The sequence below is a fragment of the Pseudomonas sp. 1L-C-7-B-C1 genome, assembly GCF_057291635.1.
The window spans coordinates 123855-145216 of the sequence record NZ_JBXAWH010000005.1 but is presented as its reverse complement, the minus strand read 5'-3'; the positions used below and the strand labels follow the sequence as shown (position 1 = coordinate 145216).

Genomic DNA, 21362 nt, shown 5'->3' with positions numbered 1-21362 from the left:
AGCTTATTTATATCTGTCCATGGCCTGAAGGCCGCCGTAGAGGCGAAATCATGAAGACGACCATTGAACTGCCTCTCTTGCCATTGCGCGATGTTGTGGTTTACCCGCATATGGTTATCCCGCTGTTCGTGGGGCGCGAGAAGTCGATCGAGGCCCTGGAAGCGGCGATGACCGGCGACAAGCAGATCCTGCTACTGGCGCAACGAAACCCGGCGGACGACGATCCCGGCGAAGACGCGTTGTACAACGTCGGCACCGTTGCCACCGTGCTGCAACTGTTAAAGCTGCCGGACGGTACCGTGAAGGTGCTGGTCGAAGGCGAGCAGCGTGGTTCGGTCGAGCGCTTCATTGAGGTGGACGGCCACTGCCGCGCCGAGGTTGCGTTGATCGATGAAGTCGACGCGCCGGACCGTGAATCCGAAGTCTTCGTTCGCAGCCTGCTGGCTCAGTTCGAACAATACGTACAGCTGGGCAAAAAAGTCCCGGCTGAAGTGCTTTCCTCCCTCAACAGCATCGATGAGCCGGGTCGTCTGGTCGACACCATGGCTGCTCACATGGCGCTGAAGATCGAGCAAAAGCAGGAGATCCTCGAGATCATTGACCTGCCAGCCCGTGTCGAACACGTGCTGGCGTTGCTGGATGCCGAAATCGACTTGCTCCAGGTCGAGAAGCGCATCCGCGGTCGCGTGAAAAAGCAGATGGAGCGCAGTCAGCGCGAGTACTACCTGAATGAGCAGATGAAGGCCATTCAGAAGGAGCTCGGTGACAGCGAAGAAGGCCACAACGAAATTGAAGAGCTGAAAAAGCGCATCGATGCCGCCGGCCTGCCCAAGGACGCAATGACCAAAGCCACCGCCGAGCTGAACAAGCTCAAGCAGATGTCGCCGATGTCAGCGGAGGCCACTGTCGTTCGCTCCTACATCGACTGGCTGGTCCAGGTGCCGTGGAAGGCCCAGAGCAAGGTGCGTCTTGACCTCGCCCGCGCCGAGGACATCCTTGACGCTGACCACTACGGTCTGGAAGAAGTCAAAGAGCGGATCCTTGAATACCTCGCCGTGCAAAAGCGCGTGAAGAAGATTCGTGGCCCGGTGTTGTGTCTGGTCGGTCCTCCTGGCGTGGGTAAAACCTCGCTGGCCGAGTCGATCGCTCACGCCACCAATCGCAAGTTTGTGCGTATGGCCCTGGGCGGCGTGCGCGATGAAGCTGAAATTCGCGGTCACCGTCGCACCTACATCGGTTCGATGCCAGGTCGTCTGATCCAGAAGATGACCAAGGTCGGCGTTCGCAATCCACTGTTCCTGCTCGATGAAATCGACAAGATGGGCAGCGATATGCGTGGTGACCCGGCGTCGGCGTTGCTGGAAGTGCTTGACCCCGAGCAGAACCACAACTTCAACGACCATTACCTGGAAGTCGATTACGACCTGTCCGACGTGATGTTCCTGTGTACCGCCAACTCGATGAACATTCCGCCGGCGCTGCTCGACCGTATGGAAGTCATCCGTCTGCCCGGCTACACCGAAGACGAGAAGATCAACATCGCGACCAAGTATCTCTCGCCCAAGCAGATCGCTGCCAACGGCTTGAAGAAAGGGGAGATCGAGTTCGAAGTCGAGGCGATCCGCGACATCATCCGCTACTACACCCGTGAAGCGGGCGTGCGTAGCCTTGAGCGTCAGATCGCCAAGGTATGCCGCAAGGCGGTCAAGGAACACGCCCACGAGAAGCGTTTTTCCGTGGTTGTTACGGCGGATATGCTCGAGAACTTCCTGGGCGTGCGCAAATTCCGTTATGGCCTGGCCGAGCAGCAGGATCAGGTCGGTCAGGTGACCGGTCTGGCCTGGACGCAGGTGGGTGGCGAGTTGCTGACCATCGAAGCGGCAGTTGTTCCGGGCAAGGGTCAGTTGATCAAGACCGGCTCGCTGGGCGATGTCATGGTCGAATCGATCACGGCGGCGCTGACTGTTGTGCGCAGCCGTGCGAAGAGCCTGGGCATTCCTCTGGACTTCCACGAGAAGCGCGACACGCACATCCATATGCCCGAAGGTGCGACGCCAAAAGACGGCCCAAGCGCAGGCGTAGGCATGTGCACGGCACTGGTGTCGGCCCTGACGGGGATTCCTGTCCGTGCTGACATCGCCATGACGGGTGAAATCACCCTGCGTGGACAGGTGCTGGCTATCGGTGGTCTCAAGGAGAAATTGCTGGCCGCTCACCGTGGTGGCATCAAGACAGTGATCATCCCGGAAGAGAACGTTCGTGATCTGAAGGAGATTCCGGACAACATCAAGGCAGACCTGCAGATCAAACCGGTTAAATGGATTGACGAGGTCCTCCAAATTGCGCTGCAATACGCGCCGCAGCCCTTGCCGGATGTGGCTCCCGAGATGGTTGCCAAGGATGAAAAGCGCGAGTCTGACGCCAAGGAGAGGATCAGCACGCATTAGTCTGGGAGGCCTTCCTTGACAGGTTTTTGGGGCCCTTGCTATAAAGCGGCTCTTCAAGCCTGTTCAGGCCGCTCAGTGTTCGTTTGGTTACACCAAAAAAAACTTAGAAATACTCAAATATATAAGGGGACTTAGAGTGAACAAGTCGGAACTGATTGATGCCATCGCCGCATCCGCTGACATCCCGAAAGCTGCTGCTGGCCGTGCGCTGGACGCTGTAATCGAATCCGTCACTGGCGCTCTCAAGGCTGGCGACTCTGTTGTACTGGTGGGCTTCGGCACTTTCTCCGTCACTGATCGTCCTGCCCGTACCGGCCGTAACCCTCAGACCGGTAAAACCCTGGAAATTCCAGCGGCCAAGAAACCAGGCTTCAAAGCCGGTAAAGCTCTGAAAGAAGCCGTCAACTAAGTTTCTTTTTACTTTGCCCGTCCAGGACAGCGTTATCTCTGTTCGGGGCGTGAAGCGGTACGTGCGGTTGGTCAAGCGCTGGACTGTCACTCGGGGAACGCACATCGAACCCCGTCCGCTCTGCAAGTTACGAGAAGGCGCATCCTCGGATGCGCCTTTCTTCTATCCGGATTCAACCCACGCTCCGCGTTACCGTGTGCAGCAGCCTGGTGAGTCGAGTACAACCCTCTGGGGGATACATGCTGCAGAATATCAGGGACAATTCACAGGGCTGGATTGCCAAAACCATCATCGGGGTCATCATCGCCCTGATGGCCCTGACCGGCTTCGATGCCATTTTTCGGGCCACCAGCCATTCTCAGGACGCTGCGAAGGTCAATGGCGAGGAAGTCACCCAGGCTGAACTGGGTCAAGCGGTTGAAATGCAGCGCCGCCAACTGATGCAACAGCTGGGCAAGGATTTCGATCCTGCGATGCTCAACGAAAAGATGCTGCGTGACTCGGCCCTCAAAGGCCTGATCGATCGCAAGCTGCTGTTGCAGGGCGCCGCTGATTCCAAATTCGGCTTCTCCGAAGCTGCGCTGGATCAGCAGATGTTGCTGACGCCGGAATTCCAGGTCGACGGTAAATTCAATGCCGATCGCTTCGATCAGGTCATTCGCCAGCTTGGTTACACCCGCCTGCAATTCCGCCAGATTCTGGGTCAGGAAATGTTGATCGGTCAGATTCGTGCCGGCATCGGCGGCAGTGCGTTCGTGACTGACGCCCAGGTCGACGCGTTCGCCCGCCTGGAAAAACAGACCCGCGATTTCGCTACGCTGACCCTTCCGGCCGATCCGTCGAGCGTTAAAGTCACCGACGACGAGATCAAGGCGCACTACGATCAACACGCGAAAGAGTTCCTGAGCCCTGAGCAAGTGGTGCTCGACTACATCGAACTGAAGAAGTCTTCCTTCTTCGACAAGGTTTCGGTGAAGGACGAGGACCTGCAAGCGGCCTATCAGAAAGAGATCGCCAACCTGGCCGAGCAACGCCGTGCCGCGCACATCCTGATCGAAGTCAACGACAAGACCACGGATGCTCAGGCGAAAGCCAAAATCGAAGAGATCCAGCAGCGCGTGGCCAAAGGCGAAGATTTCGCGGCGTTGGCAAAAGAATTCTCTCAGGATCCGGGCTCGTCGACCAAAGGTGGTGACTTGGGCTACGCCGGCAAGGGCGTCTACGATCCGGCCTTTGAAGATGCACTGTACGCGCTGAACAAGGATCAGGTTTCGGCGCCTGTTCGCAGTCAGTTCGGCTGGCACTTGATCAAGCTGCTGGGCGTTGAAGCGCCGTCGGTGCCGACGTTCGCCAGCCTGAAGGAGAAGCTGACCCACGAGCTGAAGTCTCAGCAGGTCGAGCAGAAGTTCGTTGATGCGAGCAAGAAGCTTGAAGACGCTGCGTTCGAAGCGTCCGACCTGTCTCAACCGGCTCAGGATCTGGGTCTGAAAGTGCAGACGACCGCGCCCTTCGGTCGCGAGGGTGGCGAAGGGATTGCAGCCAACCGCGCGGTGATTCAAGCGGCGTTCAGTCCGGAAGTGATGGAAGAGGGTTCCAACAGTTCTGCGCTGGAACTGGATCCGGAGACTGTGGTGGTGGTGCATGCCAAGGAGCACCGCCAGCCGGAGCAATTGCCACTGGAGGCGGTGTCGGCGCCGATTCGTGCGCAACTGGCGAAAGAACATGCCAGCGATGCGGTCAAGGCCAAGGGCGAGGCGCTCCTGACCGGCCTGCGTGACGGCAAGGTGCCGTATGCGGCGACCAAGCAGGAAGGTCAGAGCTGGAAGGTCGTGGAAGCGGCCTCACGCAGCCAGGAAGGTGTCGATCCTCAGGTGCTGCAGGCGGTGTTCCGTATGCCGAAGCCTGAAGGCAAGGACAAGCCGGTATATGGCAGCCTGACGGCGGCGGATGGCAGTTTTGTGATTGTGCGTCTGAATGGCGTGAATCAGGCGGCGCCGGCGTCGGATGAGGAGAAGAGCCAGTACCGTCGTTTCCTGTCATCCCGTGAGGGGCAGCAGGATTTCGCGGCCTACCGTAAGCAGTTGGAAGCAGCGGCGAAGATCGAGAAATATTGATCGACGCAGGAAGCTGTTAACAGAAAGCCCCGACTCGCGAGAGTCGGGGCTTTTTTGTATTCGCTGGGGTGGGGCAAGATCAAGAGCGTCTGCCTAGGGGCAGACTGTTTCGCCTTCGGCGAGTTACTTGAAAAAGCCCCAAGTAACCAAGGGCTTGTGCTCCTGGTTGGGCCCCTCCTGCGTCGGGGTTCCTTCACTCCGGTCTCGCTCCGTGGGCCCGCGCCGAACGGACATCCATGTCCTGACGGCGCTCTCGCCGCATCCATGCGGCTCGGCCCACTACGCGAGACCTGCGTTCAGCCTGCACCCAAGTCGCGTTCTGCGGTGTCTGAGCTTTCTGTGTTCGAAGATCAAAAGCAGATCAAAAGCAGATCAAAGGCTTCCCGGCTGAAGCCGGTCCTACAGGGGACGAAGTGTGCTTTTTAGTGGGACCGGCTTTAGCCGGGAAGAGGCCAGTTTGGACACCCTCACATTTGCGTTGTAGCACCTGACGCCTTCCCGGCTAAAGCCGGTCCCACAGGCTGAACGCATTTCAATTGTAGGACCGGCTTTAGCCGGGAAGCTGTTGCTGTTGATCTAGATCTTGATCTTGATCTTCAAGCACATAACGCCCAGACGACACCTATCGCGACTTGGGTGCAGGCCGAACGCAGACGACGCGGAGTGGGCCGAGCGGCATGGATGCCGCGAGAGCGCCGCTAGGACATGGATGTCGGTTCGGCGCGGGCCCACGGAGCGTCGTCGGAGTGAGGGAACCCGACGAAGTCGGGCCAAACCGGGAGCAAGCACCCTTGGTTACTTGGGGTGCTTTTCCAAGTAACTCGCCGAAGGCGAAACCCGAGGCCGTTAGGCCGACTCTAACGAACGCCGCCGAACCTGACTGACAAACCCAAGGCAAAAAAAACGGCAGATCATTAAGCCTCAGGGCCGTCTGATCCACCGCTTTCGCCAGCTAGCCAGCGCTTACAGGTCTTGCGCCCGTTTTCAGAGCGTCATCACGCTGAAAACGGGCAAGCAACCATCAACCTTCCAGATCACCCATCGCCGTGGTGTTGAAACCACCGTCGACGTACATGATCTCGCCGCTGACACCGGACGCCAGGTCAGAGCACAAGAACGCGCCAGCGTTACCCACTTCTTCAATGGTCACGTTGCGACGCAGTGGAGTCTGCGCCTCATTCGCGGCCAGCATTTTGCGGAAGTTCGAAATCCCCGACGCCGCGAGGGTACGGATCGGGCCAGCCGATACGGCGTTGACGCGTGTACCTTCCGGGCCGAGGCTGCGGGCCAGGTAACGGACGCCGGCCTCAAGGCTGGCCTTGGCCATGCCCATTACGTTGTAGTTCGGCATGGTGCGCTCGGCGCCCAGGTACGACAGGGTCAGCAAGCTGCCATTGCGGCCCTTCATCAGATCGCGGCCGGCTTTGGCCAGGGCCACGAAGCTGTAGGCGCTGATGTCGTGAGCGATACGGAAACCTTCACGGGTGGTGGCTTGGGTGAAGTCACCGTCCAGTTGGTCGCCCGGCGCGAAGCCAACGGAGTGCACGATGCAGTCCAGGCCGTCCCACTTCTTGCTCAACTCTTCGAAGACCTTGGCGATTTCTTCGTCGCTGGCGACGTCGCAAGGGAAGCACAGCTCAGCGTTCGAACCCCAGCTTTCGGCGAATTCCTCGACGCGCTTCTTGAGTTTTTCGTTCTGATAGGTGAAAGCAAGCTCAGCGCCTTCACGGTGCATGGCGGCAGCGATACCGGATGCGATGGACAATTTGCTGGCGACACCGACGATCAGGACGCGCTTACCGGCGAGAAAACCCATTGGTTTGTTCCTCTTCAGGTTAATCGACAGCTGCCGGCGCCAAGAAGGCGGCCTCCAGCAGCTGCTGTGTATAAGGATGTTGCGGTGCGGCGAAGATGGCTTCTGCCACACCCTGTTCGACCACTTGGCCTTGCTTGACCACCATCAGTTGGTGGCTTAACGCCTTGACCACCGCCAAGTCATGGCTGATGAACAAATACGTCAGGTTGTACTTGGTTTGCAGGGAGCGTAACAGCTCCACCACTTGACGCTGAACGGTACGGTCGAGGGCCGAAGTCGGCTCGTCCAGCAAAATCAGCGCCGGTTTTAACACTAATGCCCGGGCAATGGCGATCCTTTGCCGTTGTCCCCCGGAAAACTCATGGGGGTAGCGGTGCCGGGTCGCTGGATCAAGACCCACTTCCTTGAGCGCTTCGATCACCGCCGCTTCCTGTTCTACCGGCGTGCCCATCTTATGGATTCGCAGACCTTCGCCAACGATGTCACACACCGACATGCGCGGGCTGAGACTGCCGAACGGGTCCTGAAACACCACCTGCATCTGCCGCCGCAGCGGCCTGACCTGATGTTGATTCATCCCCGCCAGCGATTGCCCGTGAAAGCGTATCGCGCCTTCGCTGCGAATCAACCGCAGGATGGCCAGGCCGAGCGTCGACTTCCCCGAGCCGCTCTCGCCGACAATCCCCAGCGTCTGGCCCTTGGGCAGACTGAAGTGGATGCCATCGACCGCCTTGACGTAATCGACCGTGCGCTTGAACACGCCTTTCTTGATCGGAAACCAGACCCGCAGGTCCTCGACTTCCAGCATCGGCGCGCCCGGCAGGTTGTTCGCCGGCCCGCCTTTGGGCTCCGCGCTGAGCAGTTCCCGGGTGTACGGATGCTGCGGCGCGCGGAACAGCTCTTCGCACGATGCCTGTTCGACGATGCAACCGCGCTGCATGACACATACTCGGTTGGCAATTTGCCTGACGACGTTCAAATCGTGGCTGATCAGCAGCAAGGCCATGCCCAGCCGGGCCTGCAATTCCTTGAGCAGCTCGAGGATTTTCAGCTGCACCGTGACGTCCAGCGCAGTGGTGGGCTCATCGGCGATCAAAAGCTCTGGCTCGTTGGCCAGAGCCATCGCGATCATCACCCGCTGCCGCTGGCCGCCGGACAGTTCATGGGGCAGGGCTTTCAAGCGCTTGGCCGGCTCCGGAATGCCCACCAGATCGAGCAGCTCCAGCGTGCGCCGCGTTGCGGCTTTGCCGGTCAGGCCCTTGTGCAGGCCGAGCACTTCGTTGATCTGCTTTTCGATGGACTGCAGCGGGTTCAGTGAGGTCATCGGCTCCTGGAAAATCATCGCGATGCGATTGCCGCGAATGCCGCGCAGGCGCTTCTCACTGACTTTCAGCAGGTCATCACCCGCATAGCGAATCGTCCCGGTCGGGTGGCGCGCCAGCGGGTAGGGCAGCAATCGCAGGATCGAATGGGCGGTGACTGACTTGCCCGATCCGCTTTCTCCGACCAGCGCCAGGGTTTCGCCCTTGCGGATGTCGAAGCTGATGCCCTCTACCACCCGCTGGACGCTGGTGCCGTTCACGAATTCGACGGAGAGGTCGCGGATTTCGACCAGATTGTCCTGATTCATCTCATTTCCTCGGGTCGAATGCGTCGCGGGCGGATTCGCCGATAAACACCAGCAGGCTCAACATGATTGCCAGCACGGCGAAGGCGCTGATGCCCAGCCACGGCGCCTGCAGGTTGGATTTGCCTTGCGCGACCAGTTCGCCCAGGGACGGTGAGCCAGCAGGCAGGCCGAAGCCGAGGAAGTCCAGTGCGGTCAGCGTGCCGATGGCTCCAGTGAGAATGAACGGCATAAAGGTCATGGTCGACACCATCGCGTTGGGCAGGATGTGGCGGAACATGATCGCGCCGTTCTCCATGCCCAGCGCCCGGGCGGCGCGGACGTATTCGAGGTTGCGGCCACGCAGAAACTCGGCGCGCACCACGTCCACCAGGCTCATCCACGAAAACAGCAACATAATGCCCAGCAGCCACCAGAAGTTGGGCTGGACGAAGCTGGCGAGGATGATCAGCAGATACAGCACCGGCAACCCGGACCAGATTTCCAGGAAGCGCTGGCCGATCAGATCGACCCAGCCGCCGTAGAAACCCTGCAGCGCGCCGGCAATCACGCCGATGATCGAGCTGAGGATCGTCAGCGTCAGGGCGAACAGCACCGACACGCGGAAGCCGTAGATCACCCGCGCCAGCACGTCGCGGCCCTGATCGTCGGTGCCCAGCAGGTTCTCCCGCGAAGGCGGGGCCGGGGCGGGGACTTTCAAGTCGTAGTTGATGCTCTGGTAGCTGAACGGAATCGGCGCCCACAGCGTCCAGCCGTCTTTGGCCGCCAGCAACTCCTTGATGTACGGGCTCTTGTAGTTGGCTTCCAGCGGGAATTCGCCGCCGAAGGTGGTTTCCGGGTAGCGCTTGAACACCGGGAAGTACCACTCGCCGTCGTAGCGCACGGCCAGCGGTTTGTCGTTGGCGATGAGCTCTGCGCCCAGGCTGGCGCCGAACAGGATCAGAAACAGCCACAGCGACCACCAGCCACGCTTGTTGGCCTTGAAACGTTCGAAACGGCGTCGATTGAGAGGGGACAACGTCATATCAATGATCCCTGCGGTCGAAGTCGATGCGTGGGTCAACCAGCGTATAGGTCAGGTCGCCGATCAGTTTCACCACCAGCCCCAGCAGGGTAAAGATGAACAGTGTCCCGAACACCACCGGGTAATCGCGGTTGATCGCGGCTTCAAAACTCATCAGGCCAAGGCCGTCGAGGGAAAAGATCACTTCCACCAGCAGGGAGCCGGTGAAGAAGATGCCAATGAACGCCGACGGGAAACCTGCGATCACCAGCAGCATGGCGTTACGGAACACGTGGCCGTAAAGAACTCGGCGCTGGGTCAGGCCCTTGGCCTTGGCGGTGATCACGTATTGCTTGCCGATCTCGTCGAGAAAGCTGTTTTTCGTCAGCAGGGTCATGGTGGCGAAATTGCCGATGACCAGCGCGGTGATCGGCAGCACCAGGTGCCAGAAGTAATCACCCACTTTACCCAGCCAGCTCATCTCATCGAAGTTGCTCGATGTCAGCCCGCGCAACGGGAACCAGTCGAAGTAACTGCCGCCGGCAAACACCACGATCAGCAAAATGGCGAACAGAAACGCCGGAATGGCGTAGCCGACGATGATCGCCGAGCTGGTCCAGACGTCGAAATGGCTGCCGTGGCGCGTGGCTTTGGCGATCCCCAGGGGGATCGACACCAGGTACATGATCAGCGTGCTCCACAGCCCGAGGGAGATCGACACCGGCATCTTCTCGACGATCAGGTCGATGACCTTGGCGTCGCGAAAGAAGCTGTCGCCGAAATCCAGATGGGCGTAGTTCTTGACCATGATCCACAAGCGTTCCGGCGCCGACTTGTCGAAGCCGTACATGTGCTCGATTTCCTTGATCAGGCCCGGGTCCAGGCCCTGGGCGCCACGATAGGTCGAGCCGGCCACCGAGACTTCCGCGCCGCCGCCGGCGATGCGGCTGGTGGCGCCTTCAAAGCCTTCGAGCTTGGCGATCATCTGCTCCACCGGACCACCGGGCGCTGCCTGGATGATGACGAAGTTGATCAACAAGATGCCGAACAGGGTCGGAATGATCAGCAGCAGACGCCGCAGAATGTAGGCCAGCATGTTATCGCTCCGTGCCTTTTGGCTGGTCGGTTTCAGGCTGGGCTGGTTCAGGCTCGGCGGCGTCCGGCGCGACCTGCACGGGAATCGCCGGCTTCGCGTCGGGTTTGACCCACCAGGTCACGGTGCCGATGTCGTAGAGCGGGGTTTTGCCCGGGTGACCCAGGTGATCCCAGTACGCCACGCGCCACGTCTTGATGTGCCAGTTCGGGATCACGTAGTAGCCCCACAGCAGCGCACGGTCGAGGGCGCGGGTGTGGTTGATCAGGCTCTGACGCGAGTCGGCGTTGATCAGGCCGTTGACCAGCGTGTCGACCGCCGGGTCCTTGAGGCCGATCACGTTGTAGCTGCCCGGCTTGTCGGCGGCGGAGGAATCCCAGTATTCGCGCTGCTCGTTACCCGGCGAGCTCGATTGCGGGAAACTGCCGACGATCATGTCGTAGTCCCGTGAGCGGCGGCGGGTGATGTATTGCGAGACGTCGACACGGCGAATTTCCAGGTCGATACCGATGTCGGCCAGGTTGCGTTTGTACGGCAGCAGCACGCGCTCGAATTCGGTCTGGGCGAGCAAAAACTCGATGGTGACGGGCTTGCCGTCGGCGTCGACCATCTTGTCGCCGACGATTTTCCAGCCCGCCTCCTTGAGCAGCTGAAACGCCTTGCGCTGTTGCTCGCGGATGATGCCGCTGCCATCGGTGACCGGCAGCTTGAATGCCTCGGTGAACACCGATTCCGGCAGCTTGCCACGCAGGGGCTCGAGAATCTTAAGCTCGGCAGGCGTCGGCAGGCCTGTGGCGCCCATGTCGGAATTGTCGAAATAGCTTTTGGTGCGGGTGTAGGTGCCGAAGAACAGCTGCTTGTTGGTCCACTCGAAGTCGAGCAACAGGCTGAGTGCCTGGCGCACGCGCACGTCCTGGAACATCGGCTTGCGCAGGTTGAAGATGAAACCCTGCATGCCCTGCGGATTGCCGTTGGGGATTTCTTCCTTGATCAGACGACCCTCTCTGACAGCCGGAACGTCATAGGCCGTCGCCCAGTTCTTCGCCGCCATTTCCTGCCAGAAGTCGAAGGCGCCGGCTTTAAGTGCTTCGAGGGCCACTGTGTTGTCGCGATAGTAGTCGGTGGACAGCCGGTCGAAGTTGTAGAAGCCCTTGTTGATCGGCAGGTCCTTGCCCCAGTAATCCTTGACCCGCTCGTAGCGCACCGAGCGGCCGGCCTTGACCTCGACGACCTTGTACGGCCCGCTGCCCAGCGGAATTTCCAGGTTGCCCTTGCTGAAGTCGCGGGAGGCCCACCAATGTTTTGGCAGCACCGGCAACTGGCCGAGGATCAGCGGCAGTTCGCGGTTGTTGTTGTGCTTGAACTTGAACAGCACCGTGGTCGGGTTTTCGGCGACGGCCTGATCCACGTCCGCATAGTAACTGCGGTACAGCGGCGAGCCGTCCTTGATCAGGGTCTCGAAGCTGAACACCACGTCTTCGGCGCGTACCGGGTGGCCGTCGTTGAATTTCGCTTCATGGCGCAGGTAAAAACGCACCCAGCTGTTGTCCGGGGCCTTTTCGATTTTGCCGGCGATCAGGCCGTACTCGGTGAACGGCTCGTCCAGGCCCTGGCGGGCGAGGGTGTCGTAGATCAGGCCGATGTCGTCGGCGGGCACGCCTTTGCTGATGAACGGGTTGAGGCTGTCGAAGCCGCCAAAACCGGCGCTGCGCAGGATTCCGCCTTTCGGCGCGTCCGGGTTCACGTAATCGAAGTGCTTGAAGTCGGCCGGGTATTTCGGCGCTTCGTTGTACAGGGTGATGGCGTGTTGCGGGGCCGCGTGGGCTGGACCGGTCACGCCCAGCAGAAGCGGGGCCAGCACGAACGGACTCAGAAACAGGCCGCCGGCGCGGGTCAGGGAGCGCAGGGCAGTCATTGGGTTTTCTCCGAAGGCTTGAGCCACCACGCACGCAGGCCCAGGGTATAAGGCGGGGTGGTGACCATGGCGAACCGGTTGCGGTACGCCAGACGATGATTATTGAGGTACCAGTTGGGGATCATGTAGTGCTGCCACAGCAACACGCGATCCAGGGCGCGGGTCGCCGCCACCTGGTCGTCCCGGGTCTTCGCGGCCAACAGCTGGTTGAGCAGGTTGTCGACCACCGGATTGGCGACGCCGGCGTAGTTTTTACTGCCTTTGATGCTGGCCTGGCTGGAATGGAAATACTGCCATTGCTCCAGCCCCGGACTGAGGGTCTGGTTCAGGGTCATCAGAATCATGTCGAAATCGAACTGGTCCAGCCGTTGTTTGTACTGGGCGCGGTCGACAGTGCGCAGGTGTGCGTCGACGCCGATCCGCGTGAGGTCTTCGATGTAGGGCTGCAGAATTCGTTCTAGGTTGGGGTTGACCAGAAGTATTTCGAAACGCAACGGCTGGCCCGCGCGATTGGTCAAGCCGCGCTCGGTGAACGTCCAGCCTGCCTCGGCCAGCAGCCCCAGCGCCTTGCGAATGGAATCCCGGGGCACGCCGCCGCCGTCGGTTTTTGACACGGCGAAGGGCTGGGTGAACAGCCTGGCCGGCAGTTGCTCGCGGTAGGGCGAAAGCATCAGAAACTCACGGCCGGCGGGCAGTCCGCTGGAGGTGAATTCACTGTTGGGGTAGTAACTGGTCGAGCGCATGTAGGCGTCGTTGAACAGCGTGCGGTTGGTCCATTCGAAGTTGAACATCAGCCCCAGGGCTTCGCGCACGCGAATGTCGGCGAACGCACCGCGACGGGTGTTCATGAACAGCCCCTGGGTCTGCGTGGGGATCTGGTGCGGGATCTGCGCCTTGATCACCTTGCCCTCGGTTACCGCCGGAAAGTCATAGCCGGTGAGCCAGTTTTTCGCCTGATGCTCAATGTAGATGTCGAACTCGCCCGCCTTGAAGGCTTCGAACGCCACGTCGGCGTCGCGGTAGAACTCCACCTCGACCCGATTGAAGTTGTACTTGCCGCGGTTGACCGGCAGGTCCTTGCCCCAATAATCCTTCACGCGCTCGAACACCAGACTGCGCCCCGGCCGCACCTGGGTGATGCGATAGGGCCCGCTGCCCAGCGGGGGCTCGAAGGAGGTGGCCTTGAAGTCGCGGTTCTTCCAGTAATGCTGCGGCAGGACCGGCAGCTCGCCGAGGCGCAAAATCAATAATGGATTGCCGGCGCGCTTGAACACGAAACGAATGCGGTGGCGGTTGAGGATGTCCACCCGCTGCACTTCCTGAAGCGCGGTGCGGTACTGCGGGTGGCCGTCCTTCAACAGCGTCCGGTAGGAAAACGCCACGTCGTAGGCGGTAATCCGCTTGCCGTCGTGAAAGCGCGCTTCGGGGCGCAGGTTGAAGACCACCCAGCTGCGGTCCTCGCTGTACTCGACGGTTTTGGCGATCAGGCCATAGCTGGAGGTGGGTTCATCGCCGGACGGGTCGTATTGGCCGGTGCCTACCATCAGCGGTTCGTTGAGTTCGCTGACGCCGTACTGGCCGAAGTTGGCCGTCGAAATCGGGCTGCTGCCCTTGAAGGTGTAGGGGTTGAGGGTATCAAACGTGCCGTTGGCCATGATTCGCAGGGTGCCAGCCTTCGGCGCCTCAGGATTGACCCAGTCGAAATGCGTGAAGCTGGCAGGGTACTTGAGGACACCGAACTGCGCGTAACCATGGCTTTCGCTGATGGTCGCGGCGGCTGTCGTGCTCAAGACCAGGCTGAAAGTCAGCAGCAGGTGACGTATCAAGTCGGCGGTCGATCCAGGCAGCGGTCGGTCACAGTAACAGCTTGTATCGGCTGGAAAAAGGGTGGGGCGGAGGTGTCAGGCCGACGCTCCTACACGGCGCGTCGGCACGGCGGGCGTAAGATCAATGCGGCAGGTACACCGTCAACGTCTGCCCTGGCTTGAGGGCCTGGCCGCTGCGAGGGTTCCAGCGCTTGAGGTGCTGCATTTCGACGTTGAAGCGCTTGGCGACGAGGTACATCGAATCGCCTTTCTGGATCTTGTACTGCATCGATTTCTTGCCGGCGTCTTCGCCCCTGGCGCTGTTGTCGGCCTTGGCCACGGCGCGGGAGCTGGCCTTCGCCGGTTTGCTGTTGTCCTGCATGACCAGCGTCTGGCCGACCTTGAGGTTCTGGCCCGACAGCTTGTTCCAGTGCTGCAAATCCTTGACGTCGACCTTGTTGATGCGCGCGATCTGCACCAGGTTGTCGCCCTTCTTCACCCGGTAGCTGCGAGTGCGCGCTGGCTTCTCGTCCACCTCGGCGACTTCTTCGAACACTGGCATCGCGAATTGCATGCCCGGTTGTACTGGAATCGTCAGCGCCTGGCCGCGTTTGACCTGGTTGCCGGACAGCTTGTTGATGTCCTTGAGTGTGCTGGTCGAGACCTTGTAGCGGCTGGCGATGCTGGCCAGGCTGTCGCCCGGACGCACGCGGTACTGCTGCCAGTCGACCAGCTCTTCAGGCTTCATGTTCGACAGGTTGGTGGTCAGCAGCTGGGATTTCGAGGTTGGCACCAGCAAGTGCTGCGGGCCGTCGATGGTCAGTCGCTTCTTGAACGCCGGGTTGAGCTGCACCAGCTCGTCTTCGTCGATGTTTGCCATGGCGGCGACCTTCGACAGGTCCATGCGCTGATTCAGCTCGACCACCTGAAAGTACGGCTTGTTGTCGATCGGGCTGAGGTTAACGCCGTAAGCATCCGGCGACATGACCACCTGGGACAGCGCCAGCAGCTTGGGCACGTAGTCGCGGGTTTCCTGCGGCAGCGGCAGGTTCCAGTAATCGGTGGGCAGGTTGAGCTTGTCGTTGCGTTCGATGGCGCGGCTGACTGTGCCTTCGCCGGCGTTATAGGCCGCCAGGGCCAGCAGCCAGTCGCCGTTGAACATGTCGTGCAGCTTGGTCAGGTAGTCCAGCGCTGCCGTCGTGGACGCCGTGATGTCCCGGCGGCCATCGTAGAAATTGGTCTGACGCAGGTTGAAGTAGCGGCCGGTGGATGGAATGAACTGCCAGATCCCCGCCGCATCGCTGCGCGACAAGGCCATCGGGTTGTACGCGCTCTCGATCACCGGCAGCAGCGCCAGTTCGAGGGGCATGTTGCGCTCTTCCAGTCGCTCGACGATGTAGTGCATGTACAGGCTGCCACGGTTACCGGCCGTTTCGAGGAACGACGGGTTGTTGGCGTACCAGAGACGCTGTTGATCGATACGTGGGTTTTGGTCGTTGCCGTCCTGCAGCTGGAAACCCTGACGCATTCGCTCCCAGACATCGTGGGGCGGGGCCAGCGGCACAGGTTTGCGCGCAATGTAAACAGGCTTTGGCTTCGTACTGGCGACGGGATGAGACGTGCTGCTGCCATGCCCGGATTCGAGGCTGCCGGTGCTCTGGCAGCCTGCCAGTGTCGCGCTCGCGACCACCGCGATCGCCTGGGCCAACCGAGTCAATGTGTCGGAATTGAAGGTTTTATGTATAGATGACGACATTGGCTGGGGGATAGTTCCAGGCGAAAATGTCGGGCGATTCTAGAAAGTGGCTGCTGAACGGTCAACCTTTCAGAATTTCCGTGCTGATTCGCAGCCTGTTTAGAACTTATCTTTCCATGCCCGCAGCACGGCAAAGACCTCTGTGGGCGTTACGTTGAGGGTTCCGCTCCGTTCGTCTGCTTTTTGTTTCACGGAGATGACGGCGGCGCGCAGAAACGGATTGGTTTTGCGCTCCAGTGCCAGTGTCGACGGCACGCTGATGCGATTTTGCGCACGCCATTGCGTTACTTGCTCGAAACGTTGCAGCACGTCGGCGTTGTCCGGCTCGACCGCGACAGCAAAGCGCAGATTGCTCAGGGTGTATTCGTGGGCGCAGTACACGAGGGTGCTGTCGGGCAGCTCGGCGAGCCGGCTCAGGGAATGGTGCATCTGCTGCGGGGTGCCTTCGAACAAGCGGCCGCAGCCGGCAGCGAACAGCGTGTCGCCGCAGAACAGCAGCGGCTGTTGTGCGTCGGCATGGTAAAAGGCGATGTGGCCCAGGGTGTGGCCGGGAACCGCATGGACGACAAATGTCAGGCCGAGTACGGTGAGCTGATCGTTGTCGGACAGGGCCACGTCCCGCGCCGGAATGTTCTCGTTGGCCGGGCCGTACACCTTGGCGCCGGTGAGCGTTTTGAGTTGCACGACGCCACCGGTGTGGTCGGCGTGGTGGTGAGTGATGAGAATGTCGGTCAGGCGCCAGTCCGGGTTGCGCTCAAGCCAGGCAATGACCGGAGCGGCATCGCCCGGGTCAACCACGGCGCAGCACTTGGCGGCATTGTCTAGTAACAACCAGATGTAGTTATCGCTGAAAGCGGGCAGGGCATCGACCTGTATCATGGCGCGGTTCGCTTGGCTGGAAACATAGAGAAGCATCTTAGGGTCTGAACTGACTCGAGGCGAGTCTCTATCGCAATGACCTTCTCATGGAGACCGGAAATGACCGATGAAGCGTTCGCCCAGGCCGATCCTGAATGGCTTGAGCTGATCAGCGCCGCCCGCGACTGGCTGTCCGGGCCCCTGGGGCAGTTGTTGCTGGAAGAAGAAAGCCGCGTGCTGGAGCAAGAGCTCGAGCGTTTTTTCGGCGGCTATCTGGTGCATTACGGTCCGTCCGCGCAAACCCCGCCGGCCGCAAAGCAGGTGCAGCGCAACGTACGGCTCGGCGCACCGTTGCCGGGTGTCGAGATTGTCTGCGAAGAGCAGGCCTGGCCGTTGAGCGAGCACGCCGCCGATGTGGTGGTCATGCAGCATGGCCTGGATTTCTGCCTGTCGCCCCACGGCCTGTTGCGCGAAGCCGCCAGCAGCGTGCGGCCCGGTGGGCATCTGGTGATCGTCGGCATCAACCCCTGGAGCACTTGGGGCATTCGTCATTTTTTCGCCAACGACGCCCTGCGCAGGGCGCGTTGCATCTCGCCTTCGCGGGTTGGTGACTGGCTCAACCTACTGGGCTTCGCGCTGGAGAAACGCCGCTTCGGGTGTTATCGTCCGCCGCTTGCTTCGCCCAAGTGGCAGGCCCGTCTGGCCGGACTCGAACGTCTCGGCGATGGCTGGCAAAGTCCCGGCGGCGGCTTCTATCTATTGATCGCGCGCAAGATGAGTGTAGGACTGCGACCCGTGCGCATGCCGCGTCGCGAGCCCATGGGCAAATTGCTGCCGTTGCCGATGGCCAAGGTCAATCGGCGCACGCCCGAGCCTTGATTCACCGGCTGGCGCCACGCTTTCTCAATTTTCTGGAAACATCGTAATGAGCGATACCGTAGAACTCTTCACCGATGGCGCCTGCAAGGGCAACCCGGGGCCCGGCGGCTGGGGTGCGTTGCTGGTGTGCAAAGGCGTCGAAAAAGAACTCTGGGGCGGTGAAGCCAACACCACCAACAACCGCATGGAGCTGCTCGGCGCCATTCGCGGGCTGGAAGAGCTGAAGCGGCCGTGTGAAGTGATCCTGGTGACCGACTCGCAGTACGTGATGAAGGGCATCACCGAGTGGATGACCAACTGGAAGAAGCGCGGCTGGAAGACCGCAGCGAAGGAACCGGTGAAAAACGCCGATCTGTGGAAGCAGCTGGACGAGCAGGTTGGCCGCCACAAGGTGAGCTGGCAGTGGGTGCGTGGGCACATTGGCCATCCTGGCAACGAACGCGCTGACCAGTTGGCGAACCGCGGCGTGGATGAAGTGCGCGGTATCAAGCACGCTTGATGACAAGTCGTGATCGGCGACGCCGGATAAAACTGTGGGAGCGAGCTTGCTCGCGAAAAGATATTTCTGCCATCAGGGATCCCGTGGATGGATCGGCCCTTCGCGAGCAAGCTCGCTCCCACACTGGCAGGTGCGTGCTGGCAAGGTTGCGCACATCCCAAAACCCCCATGCTAATATCCGCGTCTGAAGCTGAGGCGGTAGGCAATGACTGTACAAAACATCATCACTGAACGAAGGGTTGTCCTCGATACCGAGACCACCGGTATGCCCGTTACCGACGGCCACCGGGTTATCGAAATCGGCTGCGTCGAGCTGATTGGCCGACGTCTGACCGGGCGGCATTTCCACGTTTACCTGCAACCGGACCGGGAGAGTGACGAGGGCGCCATCGGCGTTCACGGCATCACCGACCAGTTCCTGATCGGCAAGCCGCGTTTCGCTGAAGTGGCCGACGAATTCTTCGAGTTCGTCAAAGGCGCTCAGCTGATCATCCACAACGCGGCGTTCGACGTTGGCTTTCTGAACAACGAATTCGCCCTGATCGGCCAGCACGATCGCGCCAACCTGAGCAATTACTGCACAATCCTCGACACCCTGGCGATGGCCCGCGAACGTCATCCGGGCCAGCGCAACAGCCTCGATGCGCTGTGCAAACGCTACGACGTCGACAACTCTGGCCGCGAGCTGCACGGCGCTTTGCTCGACTCCGAGATTCTCGCCGAAGTCTATCTGGCGATGACCGGTGGCCAGACGACCCTGTCGCTGGCCGGCAACAACGACGGTGAGGGCGGCGCCGACCGTCCTTCCGAGATCCGACGGATCGCCAATCGCACGCCGGGCCGCATCATCATCGCCAGCGAGTCAGAGCTGGCGGAGCATGAGGCGCGTCTGGCCGTTATCGCAAAATCCGCCGGTGCCCCGGCGCTGTGGACCCAGTTGCTCGAAGCCCGGAATCAAGCCCAGGCCGAAGCCTGACGATGAAAGCCGCGCACTCGCGGAGCAAACGCAGTAAGTGTGGGAGTGACCGGAGTGGCGCTCCACCTTGCTCACGAAGACGGTATTCCACGCGCTACGGATGTACCGGAGGTAAGGGCCTCTTCGCGAGCAAGCTAGCTGCCAGAAGTCATGAGTCGGCATATACATCTGCGGTTGTTCGATGAGAGAGGCCCATGGTGAACACGTCCAGCCCGACGTTCAGCATTCGTGTCGCTGACGAGTGCTTCGAAGACTACATCCTCAACAGCGAATTCACCTTCACCGTCACCGGTTACGCACGGGTGCAGATCGGCGAGCCAGTTGCGCACTGGCACGTCGATGCGGTCGAGCCTTACCTGAAAAACTACGGCATCGATTCGGAAGAGTTCTGCGATTATCGGGACGCCGCCAACAGCACCGTGCTGGTGGCCTGGCTTGACGAACAGCCTGTGGGGCATGTGGTGGTCAGTCAGCACTGGAATGGCTTCGCCCATATCGACGAGCTGGCAGTGGACACCGGGGCGCGGCGCAATGGCGTGGCGCGAAAGCTGCTGGACGTGGCGCAGTTCTGGAGCCGCAAGCGCGGTCTGCCGGGCATCACCCTGGAAACCCAGAACAATAATCTGGAGGCGTGCCGGCTATATGAGCGCTACGGATTTGTGGTCGGCGGGGTGGATCATCTGCGTTATCGCGCGATAGATCCGGCGACGCAGGAAACGGCGATTTTCTGGTATCTGCTGTTCGACGCGCCGGGCGTCGATCACTGTGGCAAGCCCCTCTAACCGAACTCGTGGCCGCGCGAATTGCACGGCCTGTGGGGAGAGAGGCGGGCTTGCAGGGTGTTTCAATGCTCTCGTATGAGCTTGACCTTGCCCTGAATCAACTCGAATTCTTCTCCGCCCAAATGTTTGACGCGGTCACCAATGGCCAGGCGATAAGTGGAAACGGGCTCCTCGCCATCAACCTCGTCAGGCTGTGATTCACGGAATTCATGCACCGAGTAAACGCGACCCTCCGCATCCCTCGCATGAAATTGCCCAACTAGAACTGAAGCCATTTGCTTTGTAACCTCTGGAAATAACTGCTCGTTTTCGCTCGCATCCTAACACCGCGAGTGAATAAACCGTGGCCGCTTGTAAGGTAATTCCCAAATTTCTACAGGGACCTTATTCGCCTAAGGCAGTCAGACCGCCGTTTCAAGGGGTAGTTTTCACCGCGTAAAAAAATAGTCGCGACCAACGGTAGCGCCGGGATCGAGGGGGCCTGTCGATAGACGCGCTGAAGGCCAGCGCTTCAGGATCGAACCTTTCGATGATCAGCAACGGAAAAACAACGCAGAATGTCGCACCTGTTTCATCTATAACTGTTGTTTCCTCCCACAGCAGAAGGTCCGTTTCATGAGCCAGGTTCATTCGATTGCAGTCATCGTCGGCAGCTTGAGGAAAGACTCCATCAACCGCAAAGTGGCCCGTGCACTGGCCGAACTGGCGCCGCCAAGCCTGAAGCTGAGCATCGTCGAAATCGGCGACCTGCCGTTGTACAACGAAGACATCGACCTCGATTCGCCGCCTGCCGCGTACACCGCGTTCCGTGAAGCCTTGCAGGGCGCGGACGGCTTTCTGTTCGTCACCCCTGAATACAACCGCTCGGTACCGGGCGCGCTGAAGAACGCCATCGACGTCGGCTCGCGCCCTTATGGCAAAAGCGCGTGGGGCAAAGCAAAGCCGGCGGCGGTGGTCAGTGCGTCGCCTGGAGCGATCGGCGGTTTCGGCGCCAATCAGCATCTGCGCCAGTGCTTCGTGTTCCTCGACGTGCTGTGCATGCAGCAGCCGGAAGCGTATCTGGGCAACGCCGGCACCTTCTTTGACGAGCACGGCAAACTGAGCGAGAAAACCCGGCCGTTCCTGCAGAACATCATTGATGCGTTCGCCGGCCACGTTGAGCGCACGTTGAAAGCCTGATCGGCTGGACTGTCTTCTGATTAAAAGGCCCGCACGCCACTCGACGTGCGGGCCTTTCGCATTCATGGCCTGACGTCGCCGCGCCTTCGCCAGTCAATCCTGAATTTTCCTTCCCGTGTACAGCGTTATGTACCGCAGTCGCGGTGGATTTCTTCCCTACGCTCCCAGCCTTTCTGCCCACAGCCGGCCAACGCCAGCCGTGGG

Annotated in this window: 17 protein-coding genes and 1 pseudogene; 8 read left to right on the top strand and 10 right to left on the bottom strand. The window is 60.4% G+C overall.

Annotated features, from left to right (window positions below; genetic code table 11):
* The first annotated feature begins 50 nt into the window (after positions 1–50).
* The 3 genes from lon (at position 51) to AC0Z8Z_RS09950 (ending at position 4970) form a co-directional block, all read left to right on the top strand.
* Positions 51–2447 (top strand): endopeptidase La, encoded by a 2397-nt coding sequence (lon, locus tag AC0Z8Z_RS09960; protein WP_485618991.1) that lies wholly within the window; start codon positions 51–53, stop codon positions 2445–2447.
* Between the two features lie 121 nt (positions 2448–2568).
* Positions 2569–2856, top strand: a complete 288-nt coding sequence (locus AC0Z8Z_RS09955) for an HU family DNA-binding protein (protein ID WP_272631174.1) — start codon at positions 2569–2571, stop codon at positions 2854–2856.
* Between the two features lie 239 nt (positions 2857–3095).
* On the top strand, positions 3096–4970 hold the full coding sequence (locus tag AC0Z8Z_RS09950) for a SurA N-terminal domain-containing protein (protein ID WP_485618990.1): 1875 nt from the start codon (positions 3096–3098) through the stop codon (positions 4968–4970).
* Positions 4971–5991: 1021 nt separating this feature from the next.
* Here the strand turns inward: AC0Z8Z_RS09950 and fabI are convergent.
* The 9 genes and pseudogenes from fabI to gloB form a co-directional block, all read right to left on the bottom strand.
* Positions 5992–6786 (bottom strand): enoyl-ACP reductase FabI, encoded by a 795-nt coding sequence (gene fabI / locus AC0Z8Z_RS09945; protein ID WP_108121389.1) that lies wholly within the window; start codon positions 6784–6786, stop codon positions 5992–5994.
* Positions 6787–6805: 19 nt separating this feature from the next.
* Positions 6806–8416 (bottom strand): ABC transporter ATP-binding protein, encoded by a 1611-nt coding sequence (locus AC0Z8Z_RS09940; RefSeq protein WP_485618989.1) that lies wholly within the window; start codon positions 8414–8416, stop codon positions 6806–6808.
* Position 8417: 1 nt separating this feature from the next.
* Positions 8418–9437 (bottom strand): ABC transporter permease, encoded by a 1020-nt coding sequence (locus AC0Z8Z_RS09935; RefSeq protein ID WP_074891214.1) that lies wholly within the window; start codon positions 9435–9437, stop codon positions 8418–8420.
* A gap of 1 nt (position 9438) precedes the next feature.
* Positions 9439–10512 (bottom strand): microcin C ABC transporter permease YejB, encoded by a 1074-nt coding sequence (locus AC0Z8Z_RS09930; RefSeq protein ID WP_074891212.1) that lies wholly within the window; start codon positions 10510–10512, stop codon positions 9439–9441.
* A 1-nt stretch (position 10513) separates the two neighbouring features.
* Positions 10514–12424, bottom strand: a complete 1911-nt coding sequence (locus AC0Z8Z_RS09925; protein WP_485618988.1) for an extracellular solute-binding protein — start codon at positions 12422–12424, stop codon at positions 10514–10516.
* Positions 12421–14250 carry an extracellular solute-binding protein gene (locus AC0Z8Z_RS09920; RefSeq protein WP_485618987.1) on the bottom strand — a complete coding sequence of 610 codons (1830 nt, stop codon included), beginning with the start codon at positions 14248–14250 and terminating at the stop codon, positions 12421–12423. The genes AC0Z8Z_RS09925 and AC0Z8Z_RS09920 overlap by 4 nt, the downstream gene beginning before the upstream one ends.
* A 121-nt stretch (positions 14251–14371) precedes the next feature.
* Entirely contained in the window at positions 14372–15808 is a 1437-nt protein-coding gene (locus AC0Z8Z_RS09915; protein WP_420793030.1) for a lytic transglycosylase, read from the bottom strand.
* Between the two features lie 65 nt (positions 15809–15873).
* Positions 15874–15985 (bottom strand): annotated as a pseudogene (locus tag AC0Z8Z_RS09910) (lytic transglycosylase domain-containing protein); the annotation flags it as partial.
* Positions 15986–16084: 99 nt separating this feature from the next.
* Positions 16085–16864 carry a hydroxyacylglutathione hydrolase gene (gloB, locus tag AC0Z8Z_RS09905; protein ID WP_485618986.1) on the bottom strand — a complete coding sequence of 260 codons (780 nt, stop codon included), beginning with the start codon at positions 16862–16864 and terminating at the stop codon, positions 16085–16087.
* A 99-nt stretch (positions 16865–16963) separates the two neighbouring features.
* Here gloB and AC0Z8Z_RS09900 point away from each other — a divergent pair, with 99 nt between their 5' ends.
* The 4 genes from AC0Z8Z_RS09900 (at position 16964) to AC0Z8Z_RS09885 (ending at position 19979) form a co-directional block, all read left to right on the top strand.
* Positions 16964–17722: a class I SAM-dependent methyltransferase gene (locus AC0Z8Z_RS09900; RefSeq protein ID WP_065986459.1), complete on the top strand. Its 759-nt coding sequence runs from the start codon at positions 16964–16966 to the stop codon at positions 17720–17722.
* 46 nt (positions 17723–17768) lie between these two features.
* Positions 17769–18221 carry a ribonuclease HI gene (gene rnhA / locus AC0Z8Z_RS09895; protein ID WP_122537621.1) on the top strand — a complete coding sequence of 151 codons (453 nt, stop codon included), beginning with the start codon at positions 17769–17771 and terminating at the stop codon, positions 18219–18221.
* A 223-nt stretch (positions 18222–18444) separates the two neighbouring features.
* Complete coding sequence (dnaQ, locus tag AC0Z8Z_RS09890; RefSeq protein ID WP_485619101.1) at positions 18445–19197, top strand: DNA polymerase III subunit epsilon; 753 nt, start codon at positions 18445–18447, stop codon at positions 19195–19197.
* Between the two features lie 194 nt (positions 19198–19391).
* Complete coding sequence (locus tag AC0Z8Z_RS09885; RefSeq protein ID WP_485618985.1) at positions 19392–19979, top strand: GNAT family N-acetyltransferase; 588 nt, start codon at positions 19392–19394, stop codon at positions 19977–19979.
* Between the two features lie 62 nt (positions 19980–20041).
* Here the strand turns inward: AC0Z8Z_RS09885 and AC0Z8Z_RS09880 are convergent, their stop codons facing one another.
* Entirely contained in the window at positions 20042–20254 is a 213-nt protein-coding gene (locus tag AC0Z8Z_RS09880; RefSeq protein ID WP_272631017.1) for a hypothetical protein, read from the bottom strand.
* Between the two features lie 340 nt (positions 20255–20594).
* On the opposite strand from AC0Z8Z_RS09880, the gene AC0Z8Z_RS09875 reads away from it, so the two are divergent.
* Entirely contained in the window at positions 20595–21158 is a 564-nt protein-coding gene (locus AC0Z8Z_RS09875) for an NADPH-dependent FMN reductase (RefSeq protein ID WP_122537624.1), read from the top strand.
* Positions 21159–21362 lie beyond the last annotated feature (204 nt).

Excerpts from the sequence above, each read along its gene's own strand:
- lon (WP_485618991.1), top strand. The coding sequence starts at position 51 with ATGAAGACGACCATTGAACTGCCTCTCTTGCCATTGCGCGATGTTGTG.
- AC0Z8Z_RS09950 (WP_485618990.1), top strand. The coding sequence starts at position 3,096 with ATGCTGCAGAATATCAGGGACAATTCACAGGGCTGGATTGCCAAAACC.
- fabI (WP_108121389.1), bottom strand. The coding sequence starts at position 6,786 with ATGGGTTTTCTCGCCGGTAAGCGCGTCCTGATCGTCGGTGTCGCCAGC.
- AC0Z8Z_RS09940 (WP_485618989.1), bottom strand. The coding sequence starts at position 8,416 with ATGAATCAGGACAATCTGGTCGAAATCCGCGACCTCTCCGTCGAATTC.
- AC0Z8Z_RS09935 (WP_074891214.1), bottom strand. The coding sequence starts at position 9,437 with ATGACGTTGTCCCCTCTCAATCGACGCCGTTTCGAACGTTTCAAGGCC.
- AC0Z8Z_RS09930 (WP_074891212.1), bottom strand. The coding sequence starts at position 10,512 with ATGCTGGCCTACATTCTGCGGCGTCTGCTGCTGATCATTCCGACCCTG.
- AC0Z8Z_RS09925 (WP_485618988.1), bottom strand. The coding sequence starts at position 12,424 with ATGACTGCCCTGCGCTCCCTGACCCGCGCCGGCGGCCTGTTTCTGAGT.
- gloB (WP_485618986.1), bottom strand. The coding sequence starts at position 16,864 with ATGATACAGGTCGATGCCCTGCCCGCTTTCAGCGATAACTACATCTGG.
- AC0Z8Z_RS09900 (WP_065986459.1), top strand. The coding sequence starts at position 16,964 with ATGACCGATGAAGCGTTCGCCCAGGCCGATCCTGAATGGCTTGAGCTG.
- rnhA (WP_122537621.1), top strand. The coding sequence starts at position 17,769 with ATGAGCGATACCGTAGAACTCTTCACCGATGGCGCCTGCAAGGGCAAC.
- AC0Z8Z_RS09885 (WP_485618985.1), top strand. The coding sequence starts at position 19,392 with ATGGTGAACACGTCCAGCCCGACGTTCAGCATTCGTGTCGCTGACGAG.
- AC0Z8Z_RS09880 (WP_272631017.1), bottom strand. The coding sequence starts at position 20,254 with ATGGCTTCAGTTCTAGTTGGGCAATTTCATGCGAGGGATGCGGAGGGT.
- AC0Z8Z_RS09875 (WP_122537624.1), top strand. The coding sequence starts at position 20,595 with ATGAGCCAGGTTCATTCGATTGCAGTCATCGTCGGCAGCTTGAGGAAA.